The organism is Pseudoalteromonas sp. MMG013, assembly GCF_018100885.1.
Lineage (GTDB): Bacteria > Pseudomonadota > Gammaproteobacteria > Enterobacterales > Alteromonadaceae > Pseudoalteromonas > Pseudoalteromonas aurantia.
Genome location: NZ_JAGJEE010000008.1, coordinates 128514 through 155363, shown reverse-complemented (window position 1 = coordinate 155363; position 26850 = coordinate 128514). Strand labels below are relative to the sequence as shown.

Below are 26850 nucleotides of genomic sequence, written 5' to 3'. Positions count from 1 at the left end.
CTTTAGTTCAAATAAGCTTTGAGCATCCAGACTAGCTTTTCTTGTTCTTTAATGTAATCACTCATCAGAGCCGCGGTACCTTCATCTTCGGCTTCTCCCGCTTCTGCCAGTATGATGCGTTGCATGCCAATCAAAGTCGTGAAACCAGCCAAGAGGTTTTCTAACGCCTGTGTACCATCACTGATCCCTTTTGCTTCACGTATTTGGCTTTGCTCAAGGTAATCAGAAAACACATGCAAAGGCTGGCCTTCTATGGTTAAAATTCGCTCAGCAATTTCGTCAACCTTCTCTAATAAAAGGTTGTAAATTTCTTCAAATTTTAAATGCAATTCAAAGAAGTTACGGCCCTTGATGTTCCAATGAAAACCGCGCGCGTTCATATATTGAATTTGGTAGCTGCTTAATAGAGTGTTTAATGACGCAACTAATGCTTGGCTTTTTTGATTGTCTAAACCGATTGAATTTGTGTTTTTCATAGTAGGCTCCTTATTTCGATGAGTTCAGTATGGATGAATGTCTGGCAAATGCCCAACGAGTTAAATCAATAAGAGCAATCTGTAAAATCAATTGATTTTCACTTTTTATTTGTTTTTGTTGATTTAACTATAATGCTCATTGATATAGGTGGTATAAGGCAAGTGTCGTTATCACGTGTTGGAATAGAGCTTGCCAAGTTGCTGTAAAATGATTGCTAACGTGTCAATACTTGATCTCGTTCAAATTCTAGCAAGGCATAAAATGCAGGCGATGCAATATTTGATTTAGGTCAAAAATCACACATTACCTAAGCGCATAATAGCAATGAACTTCAGCACTGCGTGCTGAAAACAGTGAAGATGGAATTTAGGAGTATTATTATGCAAGGTAAAACACCATCTCAACATAAGAGTGAGATAGTCGTTGTGATTATGGCGTTGTTGGTATTTGTGGTTGGTTTAGTTGGGCATTTAGCGGGTGCCAGTATCGCAAACTCAGATTCGTTTGGTTACATCGCGGCACCGGTACCCTTGATTGTTGGTGTACTGGCATTTATTGCTTATAAGGTTGCTGAGAAAGGCGATCATTGATGATCGTCGGTCAGCAAGGAATTGATATATTGCGTGACTTGTCGAGAGTAGATCATACTGGTATGGCTAACGTGAAATATTTTATGTTCAGCCATGCCTGGTAATTGTGTTTCCTCAAGCAATACGGTTCCGTCGGAACGACTGCCTTTTTGTAAAATTGGCATAAAACCTAAAGGCAGGTCGCCAGCGATACTATAGAGTTTTGCCGAAAAGGGCCAATCTTGATTATCTGTGAGTAAGAACTCAATGCTATTTTTAAGTAGCATGTTAAGCCCCTTATTGTGCATATGTTTGGCGATTGCACTGCCTTTGTGTGGGGTGCCAAGCGTAATGACCTTTTTCACCGATTGACTGGCAACAGAGTGTTGCTCTAAATATGCACGCGCGACGAGCCCGCCCATTGAGTGGCACACAAGCGCGGTGTCTTGATGACCAATAAAATCATCAAGCGTGGTAAATATCGCTGTTTTGTCAGGGTCTAGGGTGTTGTAGCTAAAGTTTAATATATCAAAACCGCGTTTCTTAAGTTTGGCGCACAGTGGGCGCATCACAAAGCCTGACATATACAAACCATGTAATACTACGATGCGCCGAATTGTCATATGTGCCTCTTATTTCAATTGTTGCGGAACAATATGTACACTGGTTTGCTCATCGCTGAGCCAAATTTCCCCATCTTGAATGGTGATGGTAAGCGTCATTGCACGACTGACCATATTGGCTAACTGTGCGGTTGCTTCATAGGGCAAACTGATCACAGATAAGTTATGATAACTGGCCAGTTTTTGCTGATTCTTTTGCCACCATATTGGTTGGTTATTTTCACCATAGGTATACAACACAACACTTTTTGCACGGTTACAGGCTTTTTTTACGCGCTTCTCTTCTGGCAAACCCAGTTCAACCCATAGCTCTATCTCATCACTATAGTTTTTTAGCCATACTTCAGGCTCGTCGTCTGCACATAACCCTTTGGTGAACTCTAGCCTTTCTTGAAATTGTAATACGTAGGCTAAAATTCGGATCATCAAACGTTGCTCAGTTTCCGACGGATGTTGTGCGAGCGTGAGCGATAAGTCTTGATATACATGCCTATCCATGTCGCTAATAGATAGGTGAGTTTTAATTATAGTTGATTTGAGCGCCATGGTTTTTTTGATTAATAAATAGCAGAGGGGGGCAGTATACAAGAGATCACTCAGATAATACGCAGTGTATGCGCGGATCAAATAAATTTTTTATGGTTTTAAAGCAATTGTGCGTTTATCTAGGTAAAATGGTGAGCTAATCACTATTTCACACAGGAGAATACTATATGGCAATCCAGTGGTTCCCAGGACACATGAACAAAGCGCGCAATGAGATCAAAGAAATTATGCCGCAAATGGATGTCATTATTGAGGTGCTTGACGCGCGTATTCCCTATAGTAGTGAAAACCCAATGGTGTCTGCACTACGTGAAGGTAAACCGGTGGTGAAAATACTCAATAAGGCGGATTTGGCAGATCCGGTGATGACTGAGCAGTGGATGCAATATTTAGAGCAAGAAAGTGGTGTGAAAGCTGTGGCATTTGGTCACGATAAAGCGGCAGAAGTGTATAAAATAAATGAGTTATGTAAAAAGTTAGCGCCGCATAAAGTGGGTATTGATAAACAGCTTAAAGCCATGATCATGGGGATCCCAAATGTGGGTAAATCCACATTAATAAATACGCTAGCAGGGCGAATTGTTGCTAAAACGGGCAATGAGCCAGCGGTGACTAAAGCGCAGCAACGCATTAAACTTGACGATGGTATTATGCTGTATGACACACCAGGCATGCTTTGGCCAAAAGTAGAGAATGAAAACTCAGGATACCGATTGGCGGCAACAGGTGCTATCAGAGATACCGCAATTGACTATGAAGAAGTTGCGAGCTATACCGCAGAGTATTTGTTATTGGCGTACCCTAGATTACTTCAATCACGCTATAAAATAGATGAGTTGCCTGAACAAGATTGGGAGTTCATTGAAATGGCGGGTAAAAAGCGTGGTTGTATACGCGGTGGTAATCAGGTCGATACCCATAAGATGTCAGAAATCTTAATTAATGAATTACGTGATGCGGTGATCGGTCGTATAACCATGGAAACGCCAGAAATGCGTGAGCGTGAAGAAGTGGTTGTGGCCCAATTGAGAGCGCAAGCCGAGGCGAAAAAAGCGGCAAAAGAAGAGGAAAAGAAACAGCGACGTGCACGAGCCAGAAAAAATAGGCGTTAATACGTAACCTCAGCTCTGGATAAGCGAATTTGCCCAATAAAGCTATTTTTCTCACTCCCGGCGTTGCTTTCATTTGTAATAGCCCGCTATTACTGCATAAAAGCGCCTTGATATTGAACAAAATATCATCATTGGATTGTACGTAAGTTTGTTTTCAAAACATTTTCTATTCCAAAACCCTTATCCAAACCTGAGGTTACGTAGGTTGTTGAAAGTCTAATTTTAAACAAACATAAAAAAAGCCCTGAAAGGGCTTTTTTTGTTTTTCATATCTACCGTCAAGATATGAGCAATGTAGCAAGTAAAATAGTGGATTGGTAAGGTGAACATAACAAGGGGCGTTGTCTGGTTCACCTGACCGAGCAATTAACGTGTGCAGCACGTGTTTCGGGTCAGAAACAAGTAACAAGACTAAGTATGCATCACTCTTGTTGAGATTGATTATCAGTTAGATTAAGCTTGCTGTCAATAATTAAATGCAAATAATTATCATTTAATTAAATTGGAGAGAGTGACGTAAATTTCAGACATAAAAAAAGCCCTGCAAGGGCTTTTCCGTTTCATATCTACCGTCACAGATATGAGCAATGTAGCAAGTAAAATAGTGGATTGGTAAGGTGAACATAACAAGGGGCGTTGTCTGGTTCACCTGACCGAGCAATTAACGTGTGCAGCACGTGTTTCGGGTCAGAAACAAGTAACAAGACTAAGTATGCATCACTCTTGTTGAGATTGATTATCAGTTAGATTAAGCTTACTGCCAATGATTAAATGCAAATAATTATCATTTGATTTGATTGGAGAGAGTGACGTAAATTTCAGACATAAAAAAAGCCCTGCAAGGGCTTTTCCGTTTCATATCTACCGTCATAGATATGAGCAATGTAGCAAGTAAAATAGTGAGTTGGTTATCAGTAAACTTAATAAGGGGCGTTATCTAGTTTACCATGAACCAGAGCAATTTACGTGTGCACCACGTGTTTCAGGGTCGTGAAACAGTCTAGAGTAAATAACAAAGCAAACCGTCAAACTTGCCTTGTTGAGATTGATTATCAATTAGATATCTAACCCTGTCAACACATAAATACAAATAATTATCATTTATTTAATGAACGTCTATCGGTAAACTATAGACATAAAAAAAGCCCGATTAGGGCTTTCCTAGCGTTCATATCTACCGTCACAGATATGAGCAATGTAGCAAGTAAAATAGTGAGTAAGTTAATATATGAGTTAATAAGGGGCGTTATTAAATCTATATCAACCTGTGCTGTTAACGTGCGCAGCACGTGTTTCTGGGTCGAGAAACAATCAGAGTAAAATTACAAAGCAAACCGTCAAACTTACCTTGTTGAGATTGATTATCAATTAGATCTTAACCTCTGTCAACTCCTATTTGAAAATAATTCTCATTAACTTGATGGCTGAGGCCTTTAGCCACGTATTGATGTCGTTAACATCGTTTTTCCACCATTGAAACAAATAGTCCGCCCATCTTGATTAAGGTTAGGTAAACTGGAGATCGTTTTGGTTAATAAAATCATTAATTGAACTTAAATAACCTCAGCTCTGGATAAGTGAATTTGCCCAATAAAGCTATTTTTCTCACTCTCGGCGTTGCTTGCATTTGTAATAGCCCGCTATTACTGCATAAAAGCGCCTTGATATTGAACAAAATATCATCATTGGATTGTACGTAAGTTTGTTTACAAAACATTTTCTGTTCCAAAACCCTTATCCAAACCTGAGGTTAAATATTTACTAATTTATATGTGCTTAAGGAGAAATAAATGAAATGGTTTATGGTTTTAGTCAGTGTTTTTATGTGTACACAAACAGTTGCGGTTGATAAGTGGCGTGGGTTATTAGAAATTCAACCTCACGTGTTCTTAACCATAGGGTTTAATGTTGATCCAGTACAAAATACAATGACGTTAGATAGCCCTAATCAAGGGAAGTTCGGTAAAAGTCCTACAGAGTATACTGTGTCAGACAGTGTAATATCGTTCAAAGATACCGATCTCCAAGCTGAATTTAAAGGTCGTATTGAAGGTAGTACATTGGTCGGCTCTTTTATACAAGGCCAGACAATGCCACTGACATTACACAAATTATCAGAGCAAGATCTTAAGCAACTCAAATATGAAGGGGCATATAAAGGTGAGCTTGATATCAACGGAAAACCGCTTCCTGTTATAGTACAAGTTGCTGTAACAAAAGAAGGTTTTTATAGTTCTTTAGATAGCCCAGCTCAGCAAAGCTTTGGCATTCCCCTGAATAAATTCACGATTGATAACCAGAAAATGACATTTAGCTCAAAAATGATAGGGGCCCAATTTAGTGGAAAGCTTGGTAAAGAAGGCTATCAAGGGAAGTTTGTACAAGGGTTTGAAATGCCACTAACTTTGAAAAAAAAACGTCTTTAGCCTATGGCAGTAAACCAGCCATTACACTGAATAATTTAGATGAGCAGCTCGCGATTGTGTTTGAGGACTCAGCCGCCGCAGTGGTGATCTTGGAGCAAGATAAGCGAGCGTTCTTTTTCCATGGCGATAAGGTGAGTTCGGATAGTTTATTTGAAATTGGTTCATTGACGAAACCCTTATTTGCATTATTGGCAAGTCGCTTAGTCGTTGATAAAGTTTGGTCTTTAGATATGCCCATTGCAGATATATTAGGACAGGGGTTTGAACACCACAGCTATACGTTATTGCAATTGTTAACACACAGCTCTGGTTTACCGAGACTACCGAAAAATTTGATGCCATCGAACATCGATGACCCTTACGTGGATTTTGATTCAGCAGATATTAAACAGGCATTGACGTTGCCTATCGGCAAAAAAGGCGACTTTGAATATTCTAATTTTGGGTATGGATTGTTAGGCTGGTTAATGGCAAAAGCATGGGATAAAACACAGCAAGAAATGGTTGATAATTATCTTTTTAATACATTGAAGATGCCACACGCAACTTTGGCTTTAAGTCAGTTGAAAAAACAGCAATTATCAGGTCGTGGTTATGATGGGAAACCCGTAGCAAACTGGTATTTTGATAGCTTAGTTGGTGCCGGAGGTGCATTAGCATCTCCTGAAGACATGGCGAATTGGATAAGCGCGTATTGGCAGGTTGAGTCGAGTGATTCTGAATTGTTCCCTATGCTGAAAAATAGTTTAACGCATTTAAATAACACCATGGTGTATGGCTTTAATAAAGGACTGAATGGCAGTTACTTTCATGGCGGAAAAACGGCAGGGTTTACATCAATGGTGGTGTTTGATCCAAGTAAACAGCAAGGTGTTATCGTGATGATTGCAGGCCCGCAGGATGCGGGGACTCTAGCGATGAGATTATTTAAGCAGCTACAAGAAAAAGGTCAATAAGGCAATGATGACGCTACATTATCAATATTTCTTTTCCCAGCGATATGCATTTATTGCTTGTCATATTATGAGCTGGTTGTTTACCTATTTAATGATGACGTTCATTGTCATGCAAAACCCTTATGCCAGTTGGATAGAAACAGTCTACGGGGCCATTTTTATTTTTTCAGGCGCATTAGTCACCTACCTAATACGTTGCCTGTATAAGAAGCATATTCAGCATAGGAGTAACCTCTTTCAGTTTATGTTTTTATGTGTGGGGTCGTGTTTGACGACCTTGTTCGCAACGACTATTTTATTGCTCGGAGTTTTCTTTATAGCGCATATCGGGATATCGCGTCCCATTCCTGCATCGCAATTGGGGTTTGTTATTGAAACTGTCGGGCTCAGCAACGGTATAAATATGCTTGGGTTGGCGATGTTATGGTCGCTTGGGTATTTAGCATTGAGTAAAATAAAATCTCTTAGCGAAGCGCATTCGTTATTGACGGTGAGCCAGTTACAAGCGTTAAATAGCCAACTGAATCCGCACTTTTTATTTAATGCTATTAATGATATTCGCGCGTTGATTTTAGCGCAACCGACCCAAGCAAGAGAGAGTCTCGCTGAACTTGCCGACATGTTGCGATACTCTCTGCAAACAAATCAAGATGACAAAGTAGCGCTAGGTGAGGAACTTGAAAATGCACAACATTACCTAAATTTGTGTAAGATTGGTTTAGCTGAGCGGTTGCAGACTGACATTGATGTGGCAGCAGAGGCCGTCACCTTAAAAGTGCCAAAGATGGTCCTTCAGTTATGCTTAGAAAATGCCATTAAACATGGGATTGCTAAGAACCGAGCCGGCGGGTTGGTTTCTTTAAAGGTACGCTGCGATGAAAAACTATTCATTGAGGTGATGAATCCCTTGATTGAAAATGCGAAACCATCTGGTGGCTTAGGGCTGGCAACCAAAAATATAGAGAAGCGTTTAGCCTTGCTCTATAAAGGAGAGGGTTCCATCAAACGGGTGGTACGTGAACAGCGTGTTGTGACTTGTATCGAGTTACCAAAGGAAGCACTATGAATAAAGTGGTGATTGTTGACGACAGCCATTTAGCTCGACTTGAACTCAGAGCACAGCTTGATGAACTCGGTGGGTTAGATGTGGTGGGGGAAGCACCGGATATCATTGAAGCAAAAGCAGTTATAGAACAACTGCAGCCGGATTTACTCTTACTTGACATCAATATGCCCAGTGGCAGTGGCTTTGAACTGCTTGCGCAATTGAGTTATGTACCCTACGTTATTTTTGTTACGGCGCATCACGATTTTGCGGTAAAGTCTTTTGAAGTGAATGCCCTAGATTACTTGTTAAAGCCTGTAACACAAGCTCGGTTAGCTATTGCCATTGAAAAATATAAAAAATTACAAACACCACTTGAAGTTGATAGTCGCTTTTTTATCAAAGACGGGCAACGTTGCTTTTTTATTTCACTTGATGAAGTGCAAGCATTTGAGGCTATGAGTAATTATACGCGTTTGCACACAGAAAATGGGGCTGTCAGCGTGTATCGAACCTTGAGCAATATCGCTGAACGATTACCACCGGAGCCTTTTTTCAGGGCTAATCGCAGCTGGCTGTTTAATGTGGGTAAAATTACGACAATTACTCAGGAACTGGGTGGCATACTTGAAGTAACGCTGCAAAATAACTTACATGTTACTCTATCTCGTATGCAAACAACGGCATTTAAGCAGCGGTACAAAATCTAAATTGTGTACTTTTTCATTTTGTTAGCATAAGTTTGTGCTATCTATAATAAGAAAGCTCATACCATTAAGACATACAGGCTCTCGAGTTTATTATTGAGTGACGTTTAGGTTTTGCAGTTGTGGCTTGTTTATAACGAATGATGTCATCGCTATAGGGACTCGATGCACCGCATGAAATTACTGTATTAGTCATTAACCGTGAGGTGGTAAGGGGCAATATCAAAGATATCAATGGGTGATATTATGCTGAGCTCTGTTGGCCTTATATTGGCTTTAATCGCACTGATCGTGCTGACGTTGAGAGGCGTTAATTTATTTATTTCAGCACCTCTGTGTGCTTTGGCCGTCGCTTTTTCAAGTGATATTGCACTCTTCCCAAATGCAGAAGAAGTGGATTTTGTCAGTGGTTACATGCGTGGTTTTTCTGGGTTTGTACAATCTTGGTTTCTGATGTTTTTATTGGGTTCCTTGTTTGGTAAGTTTATGGAAAATACGGGAGCCGCAGATGCAATAGCGGGGAGCATTGTTAGCAAGCTAGGAATGAAGTACGCCGTTTTGGCCGTTGTTTTGTCTTGTGCCGTGCTTACTTATGGTGGTGTCAGCGTTTTTATCGTGGCGTTTTCAGTTTACCCAATGGCATTGAGCCTATTTAAAGATGCAAATTTACCCCGGCGATTTATTCCTGCCACACTGGCGTTTGGTTCTGTGACTTTTACCATGACCTCAGCGGGCTCGCCTGAAATTCAAAATTGGATCCCAATTAAATATTTAAATACCTCGCCGTATGCGGCATGGCAAGAAAGTTTAATGGTTGCCGTGTTTATGGCGGTATTAGGTTATCTATTGTTGACGTGGATGATAAGAAGAGCACAAGCCAATGGTGAAGTATTTGAGGTGCGCGCAGATGATGAGCAGTGTGCAGCGAGAACACTGCCTCATCCTATCACGGGGCTGCTTCCGTTACTTGTGGTATTAGGGCTGTCTTTTTCATTACATGACACGTTACAGCAAAGTGCGTTAATGGTGGCGTTGTTAGGGGGGGTTCTGAGTCTCTACATCATTAATTTTAAGTTCTTCCTTAATATATCAGATGCTATTAATTCAGCGACTACAGGGGCGTTAGTTGCAATAGGCAATACTGCTGCAGTGGTTGGTTTTGGTGCCATCGCAAAAGAAACATCCGCGTTTCAAGAAGCTGTTGCGCTCATGACCCAAATTCCAGGTAATGAACTCTTAGGGGCTGCAATTGCCGTGAGTGTCATTGCCGGTTTAACGGGGTCGGCATCAGGCGGACAAGCGATTGCGCTGCCACTCGTTGCGCCTCATTACCTGGATTTAGGCGTTAATAATAGTGAGTTACATCGGGTGGTTGCCATTAGTTCTGGGGCAATTGATACTTTACCGCATAATGGTTATGTTGTGACAACCGTTCGTGCTATTTGTAAAGAAACGCATCAAGCGGCCTATGGGCCTTTGGCAATACTCACTGTGGTGGTTCCACTGCTTGGACTCGGGGTCATCTTAGGGTTGTTTATTTGGTTTTAATTTCAGTGGCGTAGTAGTTTAGCCGCCGCTTGATTGAGGTTTTATCCATAGAATTTGGCGTGGTCAGGCAAATAAAAATAGCAAGCTAAGTATGATCCAATAAGGTACGGATCATTAATAATTTAAGTTAATTTACTGATGAATTTGCATTTTTGAATTACATATTCTAGCGAAAAGCAACTTTTTACCAAATTGATTGCATTTTAAGCGATATCAAGGATGATGTTCGCTAGAAGAGGTGATATACTCCCGCCGAATAATTTTTCTACTTTAAATAGAGCAAAATAATGGCAGATTTATCGAAATACAGAAACATTGGTATTTTCGCGCACGTTGATGCGGGTAAAACTACTACCACTGAGCGTATCCTAAAGCTAACTGGTCAAATTCACAAAACTGGTGAAGTTCACGATGGCGAATCAACAACTGACTTCATGGAACAGGAAGCTGAGCGTGGTATTACTATCCAGTCAGCTGCAGTAAGCTGTTTCTGGAAAGATCACCGTTTTAACGTTATCGATACTCCTGGACACGTTGACTTCACTGTTGAAGTTTACCGTTCATTGAAAGTACTTGACGGTGGTATCGGTGTATTCTGTGGTTCTGGTGGTGTTGAGCCACAATCAGAAACAAACTGGCGTTACGCGAACGAGTCAGAAGTTGCTCGTTGTATCTTCGTAAACAAGTTAGACCGTATGGGTGCTGACTTCTACCGCGTAGTAGACCAAGTAACTAACGTACTTGCAGCTAATCCACTTGTTATGACGTTACCAATTGGTATCGAAGACGAGTTTGTAGGTGTTGTAGACGTTCTTACTAAGAAAGCATACGTTTGGGATGACACTGGTCTTCCAGAAAACTATGAAGTATTAGACGTGCCTGCTGATATGGTAGACAAAGTAGAAGAGTATCATGAGATGCTTATCGAGACTGCTGTAGAGCAAGACGATGATCTACTAGAAGCGTACATGGAAGGTGAAGTACCTTCTATTGACCAAATCAAAGCGTGTATCCGTAAAGGTACTCGTGAGCTAGCGTTCTTCCCAACTTACTGTGGTTCAGCGTTTAAAAACAAAGGTGTTCAACTAGTACTTGACGCTGTTGTTGATTATCTACCTTCTCCAACAGAAGTAGACGCGCAACCTCTTACAGATAAAGAAACAGGTGAACCTACTGGTGAAGTTGCAACTGTATCAGTTGACGAGCCACTACGTGCACTTGCGTTTAAGATCATGGATGACCGTTTCGGCGCCTTGACCTTTATCCGTATTTACTCTGGTGTACTTAACAAGGGTGATACAATTCTTAACTCTGCAACAGGTAAAACTGAGCGTGTTGGCCGTATGGTTGAGATGCAAGCAGATGACCGTAATGAATTAACGTCTGCACAAGCAGGTGACATCATTGCTGTCGTAGGTATGAAGAACGTTCAAACTGGTCACACTTTATGTGCACCTAAGCATGAATGTACACTTGAGCCGATGATCTTCCCTGAGCCAGTAATCTCAATTGCAGTACAGCCTAAAGATAAAGGCGGTAACGAGAAAATGGGTGTGGCAATCGGTAAAATGGTTGCAGAAGATCCGTCTTTCCAAGTTGAAACTGACGAAGATTCAGGTGAAACTATCCTTAAAGGTATGGGTGAATTACACCTAGACATTAAGGTAGATATCCTTAAACGTACTTACGGTGTAGACTTAATCGTTGGTCAGCCTCAGGTTGCATACCGTGAAACTATCACTCAAGAAATTGAAGATAGCTACACGCACAAGAAGCAATCAGGTGGTTCTGGTCAGTTCGGTAAGATCGATTACCGTATCAAGCCAGGCGAGCAGAATTCAGGCTTCACGTTCTCTTCATCGGTTGTTGGTGGTAACGTACCTAAAGAATTCTGGCCTGCAGTTGAGAAAGGCTTCAAGTCAATGATGGAAGAAGGTGTTCTAGCTGGCTTCCCAGTACTAGACGTTGAAGTTGAGCTATTTGACGGTGGATTCCACGCAGTTGACTCATCAGCAATCGCTTTCGAAATCGCAGCTAAAGGCGCTTTCCGTCAGTCTATCCCTAAAGCGGGTGCACAACTTCTTGAGCCTATCATGAAAGTTGACGTATTCACGCCAGAAGACAACGTAGGTGACGTAATTGGTGACCTTAACCGTCGTCGCGGTATGATCAAAGACCAAGAAGCAGGTCTGACTGGTGTTCGTATCAAGGGTGATGTTCCACTTTCTGAGATGTTTGGTTACATCGGTCACTTACGTACTATTACGTCTGGCCGTGGTCAATTCTCAATGGAATTCTCACACTATGCAGCATGTCCTCAGAACGTAGCTGAGACAGTAATTGCAGCAGAGAAAGAGAAAAAAGCAGCTAAGTAATTAGTTCTTTTTCATTAAATACGAAAAACCGCTTATTTTAACAAGCGGTTTTTTTATCTTGAATAAATCGCAATAAAAGCACTGGAGTTTCTTGATTTAGGAACAGTATCCTCTTATCATTGCATTCTTAATAAAATGATTGGTTTTATTTTGGGTACTTAAAAAGAATGGAGGCTTTTATGAAAACAATCGACTTAACTGTGAATTGGATATTTTACGGTGTGTTATTCTTATTCTGCTTTGTGATCTATGGTGCATCACAAACCTTTCCAGCGCTTGCCAATATTTTGATGATTACTTCGTATTTGTTGCTCTCGGGAATTATTTTATTATTATATTTAGCAGTAGTTAACCGCCGTTACGTACATATAGATAAAGCGGGCCTAAGCTATTCACTGGGTTTAAAAACGGAATATATTCCCTGTGACACCATCGAAAATATACGTGTTACTCGTATAATGTTTATTAAAATTCTTGAAATTTCACTGTCAAATAATAGAAAAACACAGTTTTATAGTTGGTCTATATCGGCTGAAGAATTAGAAAGAACGAGAAGTATACTCAATAGTAAGTAACCTCAGCTCTGGATAAGCGAATTTGCTCAATAAAGCTATTTTTCTCACTTTCGGCGTTGCTTTCATTTGTAATAGCCCGCTATTACTGCATAAAAGCGCCCATATGGCGCTTTTTTGTTACTTACTGACCAATTACTTCTGTTGTAACCATTGTGCGGCTTGTTTTGCAAAGTAGGTGAGTATGCCATCGGCACCAGCGCGCTTAAATGCCAATAGCGACTCCATAATCGTCGGTTGCTCTGCTAGCCAGCCATTATCAATTGCTGCGCGATGCATTGCATATTCACCACTCACTTGATAAGCGAAGGTTGGCACGCCAAACTCTGTTTTTACGCGTTTTACAATATCTAAGTATGGCATACCCGGTTTGACCATGACCATGTCAGCACCCTCTTGTAAGTCAAGAGCGACCTCTCTAATTGCTTCATCAGAATTGGCAGGGTCCATTTGATAGGTTTTTTTATCTGCCCCTTTAAGGTTACCAGCAGAGCCCACGGCATCACGGAAAGGCCCGTAGTAGCTTGATGCGTATTTAGCAGAGTACGCCATAATGCGGGTGTGTACATGTCCCTGTTGTTCTAAACCATCACGTATTGCTGCGATTCGACCATCCATCATGTCTGAAGGCGCAACGATATCAGCACCTGCTTCAGCATGCGATAAAGCTTGCTGCACTAGTATCTCTGTAGTGACATCATTTACAACATAGCCACTGTCATCAATGATCCCATCTTGTCCGTGAGTGGTAAATGGATCGAGGGCAACATCAGTAATAACGCCAAGCTCAGGAAAAGCCTCTTTGAGTGTACGGGTTGTGCGTTGTGCTAACCCTTCAGTGTTATATGCTTCTTCTGCATGTAACGACTTCTTTTCGGTTGGTGTGACAGGGAAAATAGCGACAGCAGGAATGCCCAAGGTCACCAGTTCTTTGGCTTCTTCAAGCAGTAAATCGATTGATAAACGTTCGATACCAGGCATAGATTCAATGGCTTCACGACGATTTTCTCCTTCTAGTACGAAGACAGGATAAATTAGGTCGTTGACGGATAATTGGTTTTCACTCATTAAACGGCGTGAAAAATCATCTCGACGCATACGGCGCATACGAGTGTATGGAAAAAGGTCTAATCCTGATTGAGCCACAATGGCCTCCTAAGTGTTTTCATAAACAACAACACGGTTGCGACCTTGCTGTTTTGCTTGATAGAGTGCTTTATCAGCAAAGTCAGTAAACAATGTTGGGTTTTTACTATCAGTGGCAATAGCACTGCGTATGCCTGCACTGATTGTCATAGTAACGGTATTCTCTCCCACATTGAGTTGGGATTTTTCCAAATCTGAGCGTATGAGATCAGCGAGCTCAACAGCTCCTTGAGAATCGGTGTTAGGTAATAGCAATACAAACTCTTCGCCGCCATAGCGAAATACTTCGTCATGAGGGCGTTTTAGATGCAGCTGAATTTGCTCCGCAACGGCGCAGATTGCTTGGTCGCCAACTAAGTGTCCATAGGTATCATTGATCTTTTTGAAGTGATCAATATCTAACATCACGACGCTGAGTATGGTTTGCTCACGCCGAGATCGCCTGACTTCCATCATGATACGTTTATCAAAATAGCGTCGATTCTTGACCTTGGTCAGCGCATCTTCCATATTGAGTTTCTCTAGTGCGCGGTTTTTCTCTTCTAATTCACGTAAGGTGACTTGTAGCTCGAACGTGCGTTCATCGATACTCGATTCTAAATCTTCTTGCGCTTGTTCTTGTAGCTGGATACGCTCTTTTAGTAAGGCATCGGCGGCCTGACTTTGTGCGATTTTTGATTGCTGAACTTTGATTTTGTTATCTCGCTCATCAACATACTTCCGTGTGAGGGTGTAGCTCAAAATAATACTGATAACGAGGTAGCATAAATAAGTAACAGGGCGGTCTAATAGTGCCCCGGAGAGTAAACCCAGCTCAAAGCTAAATTGGTATGCAAGTGCCAGTGTTAATGCGCTAAATATACTGACATGCGCATATCGCTGTGGTGTATTTTGGCGCCATTTAATTATTGCGAGTACTAAATAGCCGATTGTGAGTATTAGACTCAAAGCGTAAGCGATAAGCAGTGCTGTATCTATTGGTATTGTGATGAGTAGCAATGCAACGGCTAACGATGTTGGCCATAACCATTTAAGGGGTTTTTGATAGGAGGCTAATTGTTTTTGTGTCAGGAGTGTTTTGGCGATGAATGGCATAAATAATAAGCAACTGTACAGCACTAATAAAGGTTGCGCATATTGTTGTAGCCATTGCCAATTACCATAAATATATCGGTAACTAAAGCCATAAAGGTGAACATTTAATAGCCAGATGGTAATAATAATAAAGCTACCAGATAAAAAGTATTTTTTCCGAGTAAAGGTATACAAAGTAAAGTTACTCAATGCCATAGCGATGATCACACCTGCCAAAATGCCATACAGCAGATTAAACTTACTTTTGTATTTTAGGTATTCAATGGGGTGCCATAAGCTTAAAGGTAAGTTTAATGCACCATGATGTTGAATTTGCAGGTAAATTACCCCGGTACTACGCGCAGGAAGGTCAAAGGGTACTAATTGTGCTTCATGTTTAATAGGGCGCTGCACTAAGGGAAGAGCGTCTCCTAAATCAAGCGTGAGTAACGACCTATTGTGCAATTGAATATAAGCGGTAATTTTATCCAATAAATTATTATCGATGCTGAGCAGAAGGGGGATCTCAATGGCATTTATATTATTCAACTCAACCTTTAGCCAGACATGACCACTTACAGGTCCTAAGTTCAGTGCGCCACTTGTATTTGTGAACCACTTAGGCGAAGACGCGATTAACCCATCCACATGATGACTATTGTTCACAGTGTAACTGAATGGCAAATCAGAGCGCATCTTAAAGTTATTCCCTAACTCGATACCATAAGGTGATGTGCAAAAGAGCAATAGGGCAAGAAGGCAGAATCGCAGCATCATGTGATATGCCTTTTGTCAAAAAGGCGTTCGAAATTATCTTGACTTAATTTTGCAACATGAGCCACGGTTTGACCTCTTAACTTAGCGACTTGGTTTGCAATTTCATGAATAAATGCAGGTTCATTACGCCTTGATTTTGGTTTGGGCGCGAGTGTTCTAGGTAATAAGTAGGGTGCATCCGTTTCTAATAATAATTTATTGTCGGGGATCAATGGCACCAATGATTGTAGCTCAGCGCCTCGGCGTTCGTCGCAGACCCAACCCGTGATACCTATGTATAGGCCATATTCTAAATAGAAAGACAGCGCATCTTTATTGCCAGTAAAGCAATGTAAAACACCTGTGATAGATGTGTTTACAAGCAGTGCCTTCAATCTAGTAAAGGCATCTCGCTCATGCAAATAGACCGGAACTTGCATGTTTTTAGCCAATTCGAGTTGCTGCTGGCAGACTCTTTCTTGAATAGATCTGGGGGAAAAGTCTCGGTTAAAGTCTAGGCCACATTCACCGACTGCCACAACCTCAGGACGCTGGAGTAACTGTTGAATTGATTCACTAAAATTATCAGGTGCATCTTTGGCATCATGGGGGTGAATACCTGCGGTACTGACGTAACCAAATTTGTTGGCTAACTCTTGGCTCTGTTGTGAGTCACTAATATTACTGCCAATCAGAAGCATGTTTGACACACCTGCCTGAGTCGCACGCATTACTATATCTTCGCGTTCACTATCGTACTGCGTGCTGGTTAAGTTTACGCCTGCATCGATATAGTGTGTTTGCATTAGTTAGCCCATTTAATCAAAACACGATGATGATGAAATATGCACAGAAAGCTGCTCTTCTGAGTGGCTTGGTTCACTCTACCGTCTCCTGACTATTGGTGTCTTTAGAGTAAAACCTTGCGAGAATTAAACCCAGCTCAAATAATAGTAGCATAGGTAGGGCGAGCAATGTTTGTGATAATACGTCTGGCGGGGTAAGGAACATGGCCACAACAAATGCACCTACAACGACGTAAGGGCGCTTTTCTTTGAGGCTCGCTGTTGTCGTTGCACCGCTCCAGCATAACACCATAATGGCGACCGGGATTTCAAACGCAACCCCAAATGCAAAGAACAATTTCAGCGTAAAAGCTAAGTAACTGCTGATATCAGGTGAAAGTGTCATCATTTCAGGTCCGACACTGGTGAAAAAGCCTAAAATAATAGGCAGCACAACGAAGTAGCAAAATGAAATCCCAGCGTAAAATAATAATACGCTTGAGCATAATATAGGTATCAGCATACGCTTTTCGTGTTTATATAAGCCCGGTGCAATAAAACTCCATACTTGATGTAATAGCATGGGTACTGCTGCAAACAATGCGACAAAAAGGGTGAGCTTAAAAGGGGCAAAAAACGGGGCTGTAACATCTGTCGCAATCATTGTGCTATTTTCAGGCAGATGTGCAATTAAAGGTGCAGCAACGAACGCATAAATATCATTCGCAAAATAAACTAATGCGACAAAAATGACCAAAATGCTTAATATTGCCTTCATTAAGCGATTACGCAGCTCAATTAAGTGGCCAATAAAGCCGCTCTGTAGCGTTTCTGACATGGTGTACTCATTCGTTATTGCGTCGGTTAGATTACTCTTGGTCCGACTGCTTAGTATTATCTTTATAGCTATGCTTTACTGAGGCTGCTGCTTTATTGAGCTCATCAACAGAGTGTTTCACTGAAGCACTCAGGTCAGTCATGTTCTGTTGTTCCGCCTTTTTTAAATTTGAATGCAGCTCATGCACACGCAGTTCTTCATTTACTTCAGCTTTGACTGAGTTAGCAATAGACTTTATACTTTTTATCCAGCGACTGACAGTTCTAATCGCGACAGGCAAGCGTTCAGGGCCAAGTACAATCAAGCCGACGATCAATACGACGGCAAGTTCCCACATCCCCATAACGGTTAGACCTTATCCTTTGGTTTTTCTTGTGCTTCTTGTGTTTTTTGTTGTGTTTGGTCTTTTAACTGTTCAGTCGGTTGTGCTTCGTCATCAGACACGGCTTTTTTAAAGCCTTTGACAGCGTTACCCAAGTCACCACCAATACCACGCAGTTTTTTAGTGCCGAATAAAAGTACTATAATGGCTAAAATGATTAGAAGTTGCCAAATACTGATGCCACCGAAACCCATACTTACCTCATTGATAATGAATTTAACTCGTTAAAAAATGATTATACGCAGAGTGTATAAAATATCATCCTGTTTTACGCCATGCACTGAGAAATAGTACGCTTGCAATAGATAAACTGACGCCCGCCGCAAACCAGTCATGAGCGAGATAGAACAAACCTGCGGTAATTGCTGCGCTGCAAGCAAGCATACCAAGTAAGAGTGGCTTGGTATTTTGTTTTGGCGTTACTGCCATGACATTTTGATTCTTTTGTCTCAGTGTTTGATATATCAAATCGGGTAATTCAGGCATTTTTTCAGCCCAAAAGGGTAAATTAGCATACACTTGCTTGAGTACTGACCAAGGTCCTACCTGGTCTTTGACCCATTGTTCTAAAAATGGTTTGGCTGTTTGCCATAAATCAAGTTGAGGATAAAGTTGGCGGCCTAACCCTTCAACGTACAGTAGTGTTTTTTGTAATAGCACCAACTGGGGTTGTACTTCCATGTTGAAACGTCTGGCCGTATTAAATAAGTTTACTAATACATGGCCAAATGAAATCTCAGCCAATGGTTTATTAAATATAGGTTCACATACAGTACGAATGGCAAACTCAAATTCTTCGACGCAAGTATCGGCGGGGACCCAGCCCGAATCAACATGAAGCTGCGCTACCTGACGGTAATCTCTATTAAAGAAGGCAATAAAGTTCTCAGCTAAATAGCGTTTATCTTCTTTGTTGAGTGTACCTACTATTCCGCAATCAATACCAATGTACTTAGGGTTGTGCGGTGTGTGTGTAGAGACAAAAATATTACCTGGGTGCATATCTGCATGGAAAAAACTGTCCCTAAACACTTGAGTAAAGAATACTTCGACACCTCTTTCAGCCAACAACTTCATATTAGTACCTTGCGCTAATAGAGCGTCAGTATCTGAAACGGGGATGCCGTAGATACGCTCCATAACGAGGACGTTCTTACGCGAATGATCACTGTATATCTCTGGGATATATAAAGAATCTGAGTCAGAGAAATTACGACGTAACTGTAATGCATTCGCACCTTCACGCAGTAAGTCAAGCTCATCAAGCAGTGTTTTTTTGTATTCTTTGACCACCTCTACTGGGCGTAAGCGTCTGCTTTGGCTCACGACTTTAACAAGCATGCTGGCGAACCGAGTCATTAATGCAAGATCCGCTTCAATTTGTTGTTCGATATTAGGACGGATGACCTTGATAACAACGTCTTTATCCTGCTCGTGGGTATGTAAGCGAGCAGTATGTACTTGCGCTATAGAAGCAGAAGCCAGTGGGGTTTGATCAAACTCACTAAATAGTTCGCTAATATCATCTATCTGTAGTGCTTGCTCGATTAACCTTTGCGCTTGTTGGCCACAGAATGGTTGCACTTTGTCTTGCAACTGCGCTAGTTCTTCTGCAATTTCTTGGGGGAGTAAATCTCGTCTGGTCGATAACATTTGCCCAAACTTTATCCATACGGGTCCAAGAGTTTCCAGTGAGAGTCTTAACCTTTGACCAATGGATTTATCGGGGTGTTTGTTTTTTAACCAAAACAAACTTTTTCTTGCAAGCTTTCCATACCAAGGTTGCTTATTTTTTGGGATGAGATCATCTAAACCGTATTGCAGTAAGGTTTGAGTTATTTGATATAAACGAGCAACTGCCAACATTCGCTCCTCAGCGGTTAAGTAAGAGTTGAATACGCTGCTCTAATTGAGCTGCTTGATTTTTTATATGTCGGGTATGCATTTTGTATTGTTCAAGCTCTAAAGGGTGAATGGTCACTTTGAGTTCATCTTGGCATAATTGTGTGACTGTTGACTTAAATGAGCTGCCAATCGTTTTGCCTTGGACATGGGCTTTTTGGGTACTGTTTATCACCTGTTGTGCTGGTGCATCACCAATGTAGCGAGATAGATGTTCTGCCCAGTCAATATGTATGTTTGAAAAGGCTGAGCTATAGTTTTGCGCAAGTTGCAAATCACCTTCTAAATCTAGTTTCTCTTGTCGAATGAGTTGCGTGAGCAAACTAGGGTTAGTGAGCTTGGTTAAAGTTTCTAAGCTGGCGCTGATATGACAGTCTGCATGTTCTTGATATTGACTGAATACCATAAATTGATGGCCTACGTAAGTGAACGCGAAGGTGTGCTGCCAATCGCGTAATTCAACGGCGATCACTTTATGTTTACAGTTTTCCAGAGACCTTGTTAATTCGGGCTCTAAAATGAGCAAGCGATTCAAACATGACTCGACGATGGCACTTGCAACGACCTCAATCATACGTACCCTTAGTATTTAAAGCCGCGATGAAGCGCCACAATACCGCCGGTCATGTTCTGATAACTGGTTTGTTCAAAACCGGCTTCTTCCATCATACTCTTGAGTGTTTCTTGATCTGGGTGCATACGAATTGACTCGGCCAAATAGCGATATGACTCACTGTCATTAGCGATGATTTTCCCCATAGTTGGTAGTAGGTTAAATGAATATAAATCGTAGAGCTTAGAGAGCGCTTCATTATTGGTTTTTGAGAATTCCAGCACTAATAAGCGACCACCGGGTTTGAGTATTCTATACATAGAGCGCAATGCGGCATCTTTATCAGTGACATTACGCAGCCCAAAAGCAATGGTAATCACATCAAAAGAGTTATCAGGAAATGGCAGTGCTTCCGCGTTCATTTGCACGTATTCGATATTGCCGACTAAGCCCAAGTCACGTAGCTTATCACGACCAACTTTAAGCATTGAATCGTTAATGTCACCAAGAATAACTTGACCAGACTCAGTCACTAGCTGACTGAATTTAGCCGTTAAATCACCGGTACCACCTGCTAAATCCAATACTTTATGGCCTTTTCGTACGCCGGAGCAAGCAATTGCTTGACGTTTCCAAAGTCGATGGACTCCAAACGACATCAAATCATTCATAATGTCATATTTTGCTGCAACTGAGTGGAATACATCGGCGACGAGAGAAGCCTTTTCTTCACGATCAACGGTTTTATAACCAAAATCAGCAGTATCTTGTGGTGACTCTTTCATTGTTTTCTCAGTTAGGCTTAACATTATGATGCGCTTAGTGTACTTGATCGCGTGACTCACGTGCAATTCATAAGGGTAGGATTTTATCTTATAATAGCGAAGAAATTTCAGACTATGAGGGAATATAGTAGGCCTGATTAAGGGTAAGGGCTTTGTGAGCCGCTTGTGCTGCCTTACGGGCTAATGTCGTAAAGTCAGCCTCTTGCTGCTGTTTAACGATACCCAAAGATAATTGCACACTGGGTAACTCAAGCGGGCTTTTTGAGCTCACAAATTTCAGTTTTTCGACGCCTTTTAGTACTTTGTCTGCGATCACGAGTGCCGTTTCAGGCTCTACATCAGGTAATAATACGGTAAACTCATTTTTACCAGTCCTGCCGGGTAAACCGCTTTCAAAGACATATTTTTGAATTTTCCTAGCAACACGATTGAGCACCACTTCAGCAATGGCATCGCCGTATTTATTCGAGAACTCGTCGATGTTTTCTACTTGTATTGCGATAGCACACAGAGGCTTATTTTGTTGTAGCCACAGTTGTGTTTGCTGATTTAAATAATGGCGTTTGTACATGCCAGTTTGGGTGTCGATAATGTGTTGCTTGCGCAGCTTAAGCAATTGCTGTTGCGTCTTTTTATGCATTAAACGGGCATTTTTAAGGGTGGCTTTAAATTGCACCTGTTGCTGTCGCAAAGCATCAGCTTGTTTAGATAAAAGCATCAGCGCACGCTTACTCTTTTCAATATTGTGCTCATCTAAAGAGTGGACGCAGTGGTGCAGTTGTTCAGAAAACTGATTGATATTACGTTGTGAGTTACGGGTGGAGTTATGTAAGCTTGATAGGATCCCATCCACGTTTTTTAGCATGGCTGCTTCTTCTTGATGACCCTGATTTATGTACTCAAAGTAGAGTTGCTCTAAGTAAATGCTATCTATTTTTTGTCCGCTATTTAAGATGCTATCAAGTGCTGCATTGAGCTCCGTATCAGACTTGCTAATATAGGTGTACGTTACCTGATAATTTAACGGCGTAGGCGGTAAATGGTGTTGCTCTAAAAAGAGGCAGACTTTGGTCATTTTTTCCTGTGCAACAGCCATAGGATCATGGAATATCATTTCATTTACCGCAATAATAAGTCAGCGAAAAGTATGTAAGTAATCTTGATATCCTTGAGCTTCAGAATTGCGTCCCTACATTGAAGACTACATTACTGAGTCAATCACGTATTTAAAAGCAAAATGGCCACTTTGGAAATAGAAAAATGATTTATATTTGTTTATTTGCTGATTTTATAATCATAAAGGCTGGGTTTGTTGTATTTTTGCACTAATGTAAATTATGAAGTCTGTCGAAATTAGTTGCGAATAATGAGCTTGCTTAGCTACAGTGACTGAAGATAAAAATATAATAAGGCTTTCGAGTGAGAAAAACGTTAATCAACTACACGTCTATTTCGTTATTAGCTCTTTGTTTGTCTGCATGCCAATTAACGCCTGTTAATGTTGATGCGCAGTTTACTCATATTGCTCAAGAAGTGGAAACAACTCGCAAAAGTAACAATGCGTATGCGAGAACGCAGACAAATGGGGCACCGTTGCTACCTGACTTATCTGCTGAAAGTTTAGCAAAAAATTATCATCGTAATGTACAGTTTTTGCATGAGTTGGATAAGCTTCCTTTAACCAAAATGAGTGACGACAACCGGATTAATCACACCATTTTGCGTGCGCAAATTCAAAATCAAGTTGATCAGTATCGCTTTCATAGCCATTACATACCGTTGACGTCAGAATACGGCTTCCATTCCAGCATGTCTTCTATGGTTGCTGGGCATGACTTTGCGAAGCTATCTGGTTATGAGTTGTATTTAAGTCGATTACAGCAAATCCCTCGCTATTTTGCACAAAATATAATGTGGATGAAAAAGGGTGTACAAGTTGGCATGACCCAGCCTAAAGTTGTGCTTGCGGGCTATGAAGAGTCTATTACTGCGTTCATCGTGCCTAACGTCGTTGATTCTGAGTTTTATGCGCCATTTTTAGTGAATTCTGCGAAGCTACCAGCAGCTGATTTTGAAAAGTTGCAACAACGTGCACAAGACATTATTACTGAACAGGTGCTTCCTGCGTATCAAAATTATTTACGCTTTTTTGTGGATGAATACCGCCCTGCCGCAAGAGAAGAGATTGGTATTTCAGCCACGAAAAATGGCGAGTCGTATTATGCAAATCGTGTTCGCCATTATACAACGACAGACATGACGGCAAAGGAAATCCATGAATTGGGATTGCAAGAAGTTGCTCGTATTCGTTCTGAAATGCAAAACGTCATTCAGGAGAGTGGGTTTGAAGGGACATTTGCTGAATTTGTCGACTTTTTGAGAACGGATCCACAATTTTATGCAACCACACCAGAACAACTGTTAAAAGAAGCCGCTTTTATTGCCAAGAAAATGGATGCACAATTACCAAAGCTGTTTCATACACTACCTCGCAGGCCGTATGGTGTAGAGCCCGTTCCGGCAAGCATTGCGCCTAAATATACAACTGGTAGATACAGCGGTGCGAGCAAAGATGATGAAGCTGGTTTTTATTGGGTAAATACTTATGCACTAGATAAACGCCCTTTGTATGTGCTGGAAGCATTGACTTTGCATGAAGCGGTGCCAGGCCATCATTTACAAATTGCGTTGAATGCTGAATTGGATTATTTACCAGGTTATCGTCGCAATACGTATATTTCGGCTTTTGGTGAAGGTTGGGGATTATATTCTGAATATTTAGGGCTTGAAGCGGGTTTTTATAAGGATCCATATAGTAACTTCGGCCGTTTAACGTATGAAATGTGGCGCGCAGCACGGCTAGTGGTTGATACTGGTATGCATATGTTTGGTTGGAGTCGAGAGCAAGCCATGAATTTTATGAAAGACAATAGCGCGCTCTCTTTACACAATATAAAAACTGAAACGGACCGTTATATTTCTTGGCCTGGGCAAGCTTTGTCTTACAAAATTGGTGAGTTAACGATTAAACGGTTACGCCAGGAAGCCGAAGAAGCGCTTGGTCAAGAGTTTGATATTCGTGAGTTTCATCATCAAGTATTGCGCCACGGTTCGGTCCCTTTATTTGTTTTAGAAGAGCAGGTGCGCCTTTATATTCAGGCAGAACAGGCAAAACAACAAGGTTAGTACACTGTTAGATACTGTTAGATACTGTTAGATACTGTTAGATGGCCACGAAAGGGGCCATCTTTTCATCAAGGTTAAGTTGGCCAAATAAATTTGCGATTAAATGGGCGGTATGCCTTATTTCCATGAGCTGATCCCGTTATCAAGTTTTTACCCATCATAAGAGTTGTCCATAATATATAGGTTAATTGAACGCTGCTAAATTATTCTGAATTTAACCAATCAGAACGTGCATGACACTGCCTACTTAAAAATATGTCTTATATTTATCTTGATATGTAATAAAACCAGTGGCTAATATACGAGTTTGGTTTTTAGTGAGGTTGCGACAGAATAAATAGATGTTATCGTCAGCAATTTATTGAATAATGCGTTATCTCTGGTATAGGATCGCCTGTAATAAATTAATGGATGAACAATGAAAATATTATTTAAAGTATGTTGCTTAATTTTGATATTAAGTAGTGCCAAATGGACACATGCTGGCGAAATTATTTCTGTGGCAGATTTTAGTAAGGATTTTGCGTACCGACAGGTGCAAATTTCTCCCAATGGCAAGTACCTCAGTTTTATTTCTAAAGTTGAAGGCAAGAATAACCTTTATATTCTTGACCTGAAAGATAATAAAATAGTTAGCGGAATTAGCTTTAGTGGCAATGGACAAGTTGGTGCTTATGTTTGGGCAAGCAACAAGAGGCTGGTTGCGGAAAAGCAATATTTGAGGGGCTGGTCTGCCCACCCAGAATATCGAGGCGAACTGTATGCTATGAACTGGGACGGTAAACGACAGCGTTATGTGGTTGGGTATCAAGGTGAAATGCAAACTGGTTCGGCGATTAAAAAAGTCCCCCCTTTAAACGGCACTTCTTATGTATTAGATAGCCTCCCCGATGATGAAGATCATATTCTAATCGTGACGTACCCATGGCGTATGGTTAAAGAGCCCAAAACAGTCGTGTACCGAGTCAATATTCACAATGGACATCGTAAGCGTGTTGCAGGATCACCTTCAAAAATGGGCCGTTATGTAACCGACCATCAAGGGAATGTACGTGTTGTCGTTTCTACTGATAATTATATAAACCAGTCTATTCATATTAGAGATAAGCGTGGCGATAAATGGCGTGCTCTGCCTCTAAGTAATACTTCTTTACAAGACGTCACGCCATGGTCATTCGATAAATCAGGTAAATACGCGTTAATAGGGGCGTCTGAATCTGGGGGCCCGCAAGGCATTTACAAGCTTGATTTAACAACGGGTGTAACGACCAAGGTGTTTCAAGATGATGAGGTATCACCTTCAACGGTTTGGACTGATAGCATTAGCAAAGAAGTCATTGCGATTGAATTAGAGTCTGGGTATCCGAGTTACGCATTTACAGATAGTAATTCGCAAGGCAGCCGCACGTTAAAGTCATTATTGGCGACGTTTCCTAATAGCCAAGTACATTTAATCAGTAGCAGTAAGGATGGTAAGCGCAGTATTGCTTACGTTTGGAGTGATCAAAACCCGGGGCAATATTATCTATATGATGGCGAAAAGAAAAAGCTGAGCTTTTTATTTTCCGAAAGGGGCTGGCTACCTACTGATAAAATGGCAGAAACGAAACCGATAAAATTCACCGCTCGCGACGGTGTTGAAATTCGTGGCTACCTGACTTTGCCAAAAGGAAAGGAAGCAAAAAATCTGCCACTGGTAGTGATGCCACATGGTGGACCTCATAGGACAAGAGATTATTGGCGATTTGATGTTGAAAGTCAGTTATTAGCAAGTCGAGGTATGGCAGTACTGAAAGTAAACTTTCGCGGTTCAGGTGGATATGGCCGAAATTTTGAAGTAGCAGGATACCGCAAGTGGGGAAGTGATATACAACATGACATCATTGATGGCACTCAGTATGTGATCAAACAAGGATATGCCGACGCGAGTAATATGTGCATTATGGGAGCAAGCTTTGGCGGTTACTCGGCGCTACAAAGCGCGATTATTGAGCCTGATTTGTTCAAGTGCGCTATTGGTGTTGTTGGTGTGTATGATTTACCGTTGACGTTTAAAGAGGGGGATGTCGCGGGGCGTAAAACAGGGAGAAGCTATTTGGCTCGCGTTTTGGGGGACGATCAGCAGCAATTAAAAGACTTTTCTCCAAGCCATAATATTGAGAAGCTAAAAGCGCCTGTGCTAATAGTGCATGGGGGTGAAGATAAGAGAGCGCCGATTGAACAGGCTGAGTCACTGATAGAGGCGTTGGAAAAAGCCAAGCATCCTTACCAGTTTATGTTACTAGAAAGTGAGGGACACGGATTTTATAAAGCGAAGCATCGTGCACAATACTATGAACGCATACTCGCATTTTTAGATGCGCATCTAAAATTATGATATATAAATAAAGGCGACTTAGGTCGCCTTTATTTATAGCTAGATAGGGGGGTGTGACGTTGTTTGGTTTAAATGTACTTGTCACTTATAGTAACTAACTCCTTATTTTA

24 protein-coding genes are annotated in these 26850 nt (G+C 41.2%); 11 read left to right on the top strand and 13 right to left on the bottom strand.

What is annotated here, in order from left to right:
• Positions 1 to 2: 2 nt before the first annotated feature.
• Positions 3 to 476 (bottom strand): Dps family protein, encoded by a 474-nt coding sequence (locus J8L98_RS10645; RefSeq protein ID WP_210996376.1) that lies wholly within the window; start codon positions 474 to 476, stop codon positions 3 to 5.
• Positions 477 to 857: 381 nt separating this feature from the next.
• On the opposite strand from J8L98_RS10645, the gene J8L98_RS10640 reads away from it, so the two are divergent.
• Positions 858 to 1067, top strand: a complete 210-nt coding sequence (locus tag J8L98_RS10640) for a hypothetical protein (protein WP_192509087.1) — start codon at positions 858 to 860, stop codon at positions 1065 to 1067.
• Here the strand turns inward: J8L98_RS10640 and J8L98_RS10635 are convergent.
• Complete coding sequence (locus tag J8L98_RS10635) at positions 1061 to 1669, bottom strand: alpha/beta fold hydrolase (RefSeq protein ID WP_210996375.1); 609 nt, start codon at positions 1667 to 1669, stop codon at positions 1061 to 1063. The two genes, J8L98_RS10640 and J8L98_RS10635, sit on opposite strands and share 7 nt — an antisense overlap.
• A gap of 9 nt (positions 1670 to 1678) precedes the next feature.
• Positions 1679 to 2215 carry a YaeQ family protein gene (locus J8L98_RS10630; protein ID WP_210996374.1) on the bottom strand — a complete coding sequence of 179 codons (537 nt, stop codon included), beginning with the start codon at positions 2213 to 2215 and terminating at the stop codon, positions 1679 to 1681.
• A 167-nt stretch (positions 2216 to 2382) separates the two neighbouring features.
• Here J8L98_RS10630 and ylqF point away from each other — a divergent pair, with 167 nt between their 5' ends.
• The 8 genes from ylqF to J8L98_RS10590 all read left to right on the top strand — a co-directional run bounded on the left by ylqF (position 2383) and on the right by J8L98_RS10590 (position 12959).
• Complete coding sequence (gene ylqF, locus J8L98_RS10625) at positions 2383 to 3327, top strand: ribosome biogenesis GTPase YlqF (RefSeq protein ID WP_210996373.1); 945 nt, start codon at positions 2383 to 2385, stop codon at positions 3325 to 3327.
• Between the two features lie 1790 nt (positions 3328 to 5117).
• The gene (locus J8L98_RS10620; RefSeq protein WP_210996372.1) at positions 5118 to 5753 is read left to right on the top strand and encodes a hypothetical protein; all 636 of its coding nucleotides are present in this window, start codon (positions 5118 to 5120) and stop codon (positions 5751 to 5753) included.
• Between the two features lie 56 nt (positions 5754 to 5809).
• Entirely contained in the window at positions 5810 to 6709 is a 900-nt protein-coding gene (locus J8L98_RS10615; protein WP_210996371.1) for a serine hydrolase domain-containing protein, read from the top strand.
• Positions 6710 to 6713: 4 nt separating this feature from the next.
• The gene (locus tag J8L98_RS10610) at positions 6714 to 7775 is read left to right on the top strand and encodes a histidine kinase (protein WP_210996370.1); all 1062 of its coding nucleotides are present in this window, start codon (positions 6714 to 6716) and stop codon (positions 7773 to 7775) included.
• Complete coding sequence (locus tag J8L98_RS10605; protein WP_210996369.1) at positions 7772 to 8464, top strand: LytTR family DNA-binding domain-containing protein; 693 nt, start codon at positions 7772 to 7774, stop codon at positions 8462 to 8464. The genes J8L98_RS10610 and J8L98_RS10605 overlap by 4 nt, the downstream gene beginning before the upstream one ends.
• Before the next feature lie 243 nt (positions 8465 to 8707).
• Positions 8708 to 10009 (top strand): GntP family permease, encoded by a 1302-nt coding sequence (locus tag J8L98_RS10600; protein ID WP_210996409.1) that lies wholly within the window; start codon positions 8708 to 8710, stop codon positions 10007 to 10009.
• A 287-nt stretch (positions 10010 to 10296) separates the two neighbouring features.
• Positions 10297 to 12384 (top strand): elongation factor G, encoded by a 2088-nt coding sequence (gene fusA / locus J8L98_RS10595; protein WP_210996368.1) that lies wholly within the window; start codon positions 10297 to 10299, stop codon positions 12382 to 12384.
• Between the two features lie 179 nt (positions 12385 to 12563).
• Positions 12564 to 12959: a hypothetical protein gene (locus tag J8L98_RS10590; protein ID WP_210996367.1), complete on the top strand. Its 396-nt coding sequence runs from the start codon at positions 12564 to 12566 to the stop codon at positions 12957 to 12959.
• Positions 12960 to 13091: 132 nt separating this feature from the next.
• Here the strand turns inward: J8L98_RS10590 and hemB are convergent, their stop codons facing one another.
• The 10 genes from hemB to J8L98_RS10540 all read right to left on the bottom strand — a co-directional run bounded on the left by hemB (position 13092) and on the right by J8L98_RS10540 (position 22273).
• Complete coding sequence (gene hemB / locus J8L98_RS10585; protein ID WP_210996366.1) at positions 13092 to 14102, bottom strand: porphobilinogen synthase; 1011 nt, start codon at positions 14100 to 14102, stop codon at positions 13092 to 13094.
• A gap of 9 nt (positions 14103 to 14111) precedes the next feature.
• On the bottom strand, positions 14112 to 15872 hold the full coding sequence (locus tag J8L98_RS10580) for a diguanylate cyclase (RefSeq protein WP_247682506.1): 1761 nt from the start codon (positions 15870 to 15872) through the stop codon (positions 14112 to 14114).
• A 77-nt stretch (positions 15873 to 15949) separates the two neighbouring features.
• A complete protein-coding gene (locus J8L98_RS10575; protein ID WP_210996364.1) occupies positions 15950 to 16738 on the bottom strand; it encodes a TatD family hydrolase in 789 nt (262 codons plus the stop codon).
• Between the two features lie 73 nt (positions 16739 to 16811).
• Entirely contained in the window at positions 16812 to 17555 is a 744-nt protein-coding gene (tatC, locus tag J8L98_RS10570) for a twin-arginine translocase subunit TatC (protein ID WP_210996363.1), read from the bottom strand.
• Between the two features lie 31 nt (positions 17556 to 17586).
• Positions 17587 to 17898, bottom strand: a complete 312-nt coding sequence (tatB, locus tag J8L98_RS10565; protein WP_192509067.1) for a Sec-independent protein translocase protein TatB — start codon at positions 17896 to 17898, stop codon at positions 17587 to 17589.
• A gap of 5 nt (positions 17899 to 17903) precedes the next feature.
• Positions 17904 to 18131, bottom strand: a complete 228-nt coding sequence (gene tatA, locus J8L98_RS10560) for a Sec-independent protein translocase subunit TatA (RefSeq protein WP_192509066.1) — start codon at positions 18129 to 18131, stop codon at positions 17904 to 17906.
• Positions 18132 to 18195: 64 nt separating this feature from the next.
• On the bottom strand, positions 18196 to 19800 hold the full coding sequence (gene ubiB / locus J8L98_RS10555; RefSeq protein ID WP_210996408.1) for a ubiquinone biosynthesis regulatory protein kinase UbiB: 1605 nt from the start codon (positions 19798 to 19800) through the stop codon (positions 18196 to 18198).
• Positions 19801 to 19810: 10 nt separating this feature from the next.
• Positions 19811 to 20413, bottom strand: coding sequence for an SCP2 sterol-binding domain-containing protein (locus tag J8L98_RS10550; RefSeq protein WP_210996362.1), 603 nt, complete (start codon positions 20411 to 20413; stop codon positions 19811 to 19813).
• An 8-nt stretch (positions 20414 to 20421) separates the two neighbouring features.
• Positions 20422 to 21177, bottom strand: a complete 756-nt coding sequence (gene ubiE, locus J8L98_RS10545) for a bifunctional demethylmenaquinone methyltransferase/2-methoxy-6-polyprenyl-1,4-benzoquinol methylase UbiE (RefSeq protein ID WP_192509212.1) — start codon at positions 21175 to 21177, stop codon at positions 20422 to 20424.
• Between the two features lie 112 nt (positions 21178 to 21289).
• On the bottom strand, positions 21290 to 22273 hold the full coding sequence (locus J8L98_RS10540; RefSeq protein WP_210996407.1) for a GGDEF domain-containing protein: 984 nt from the start codon (positions 22271 to 22273) through the stop codon (positions 21290 to 21292).
• A 323-nt stretch (positions 22274 to 22596) separates the two neighbouring features.
• On the opposite strand from J8L98_RS10540, the gene J8L98_RS10535 reads away from it, so the two are divergent.
• Positions 22597 to 24363, top strand: coding sequence for a DUF885 domain-containing protein (locus J8L98_RS10535; protein WP_210996361.1), 1767 nt, complete (start codon positions 22597 to 22599; stop codon positions 24361 to 24363).
• A 418-nt stretch (positions 24364 to 24781) separates the two neighbouring features.
• Complete coding sequence (locus tag J8L98_RS10530; protein ID WP_210996360.1) at positions 24782 to 26740, top strand: S9 family peptidase; 1959 nt, start codon at positions 24782 to 24784, stop codon at positions 26738 to 26740.
• The last annotated feature ends 110 nt before the right edge of the window (positions 26741 to 26850 follow it).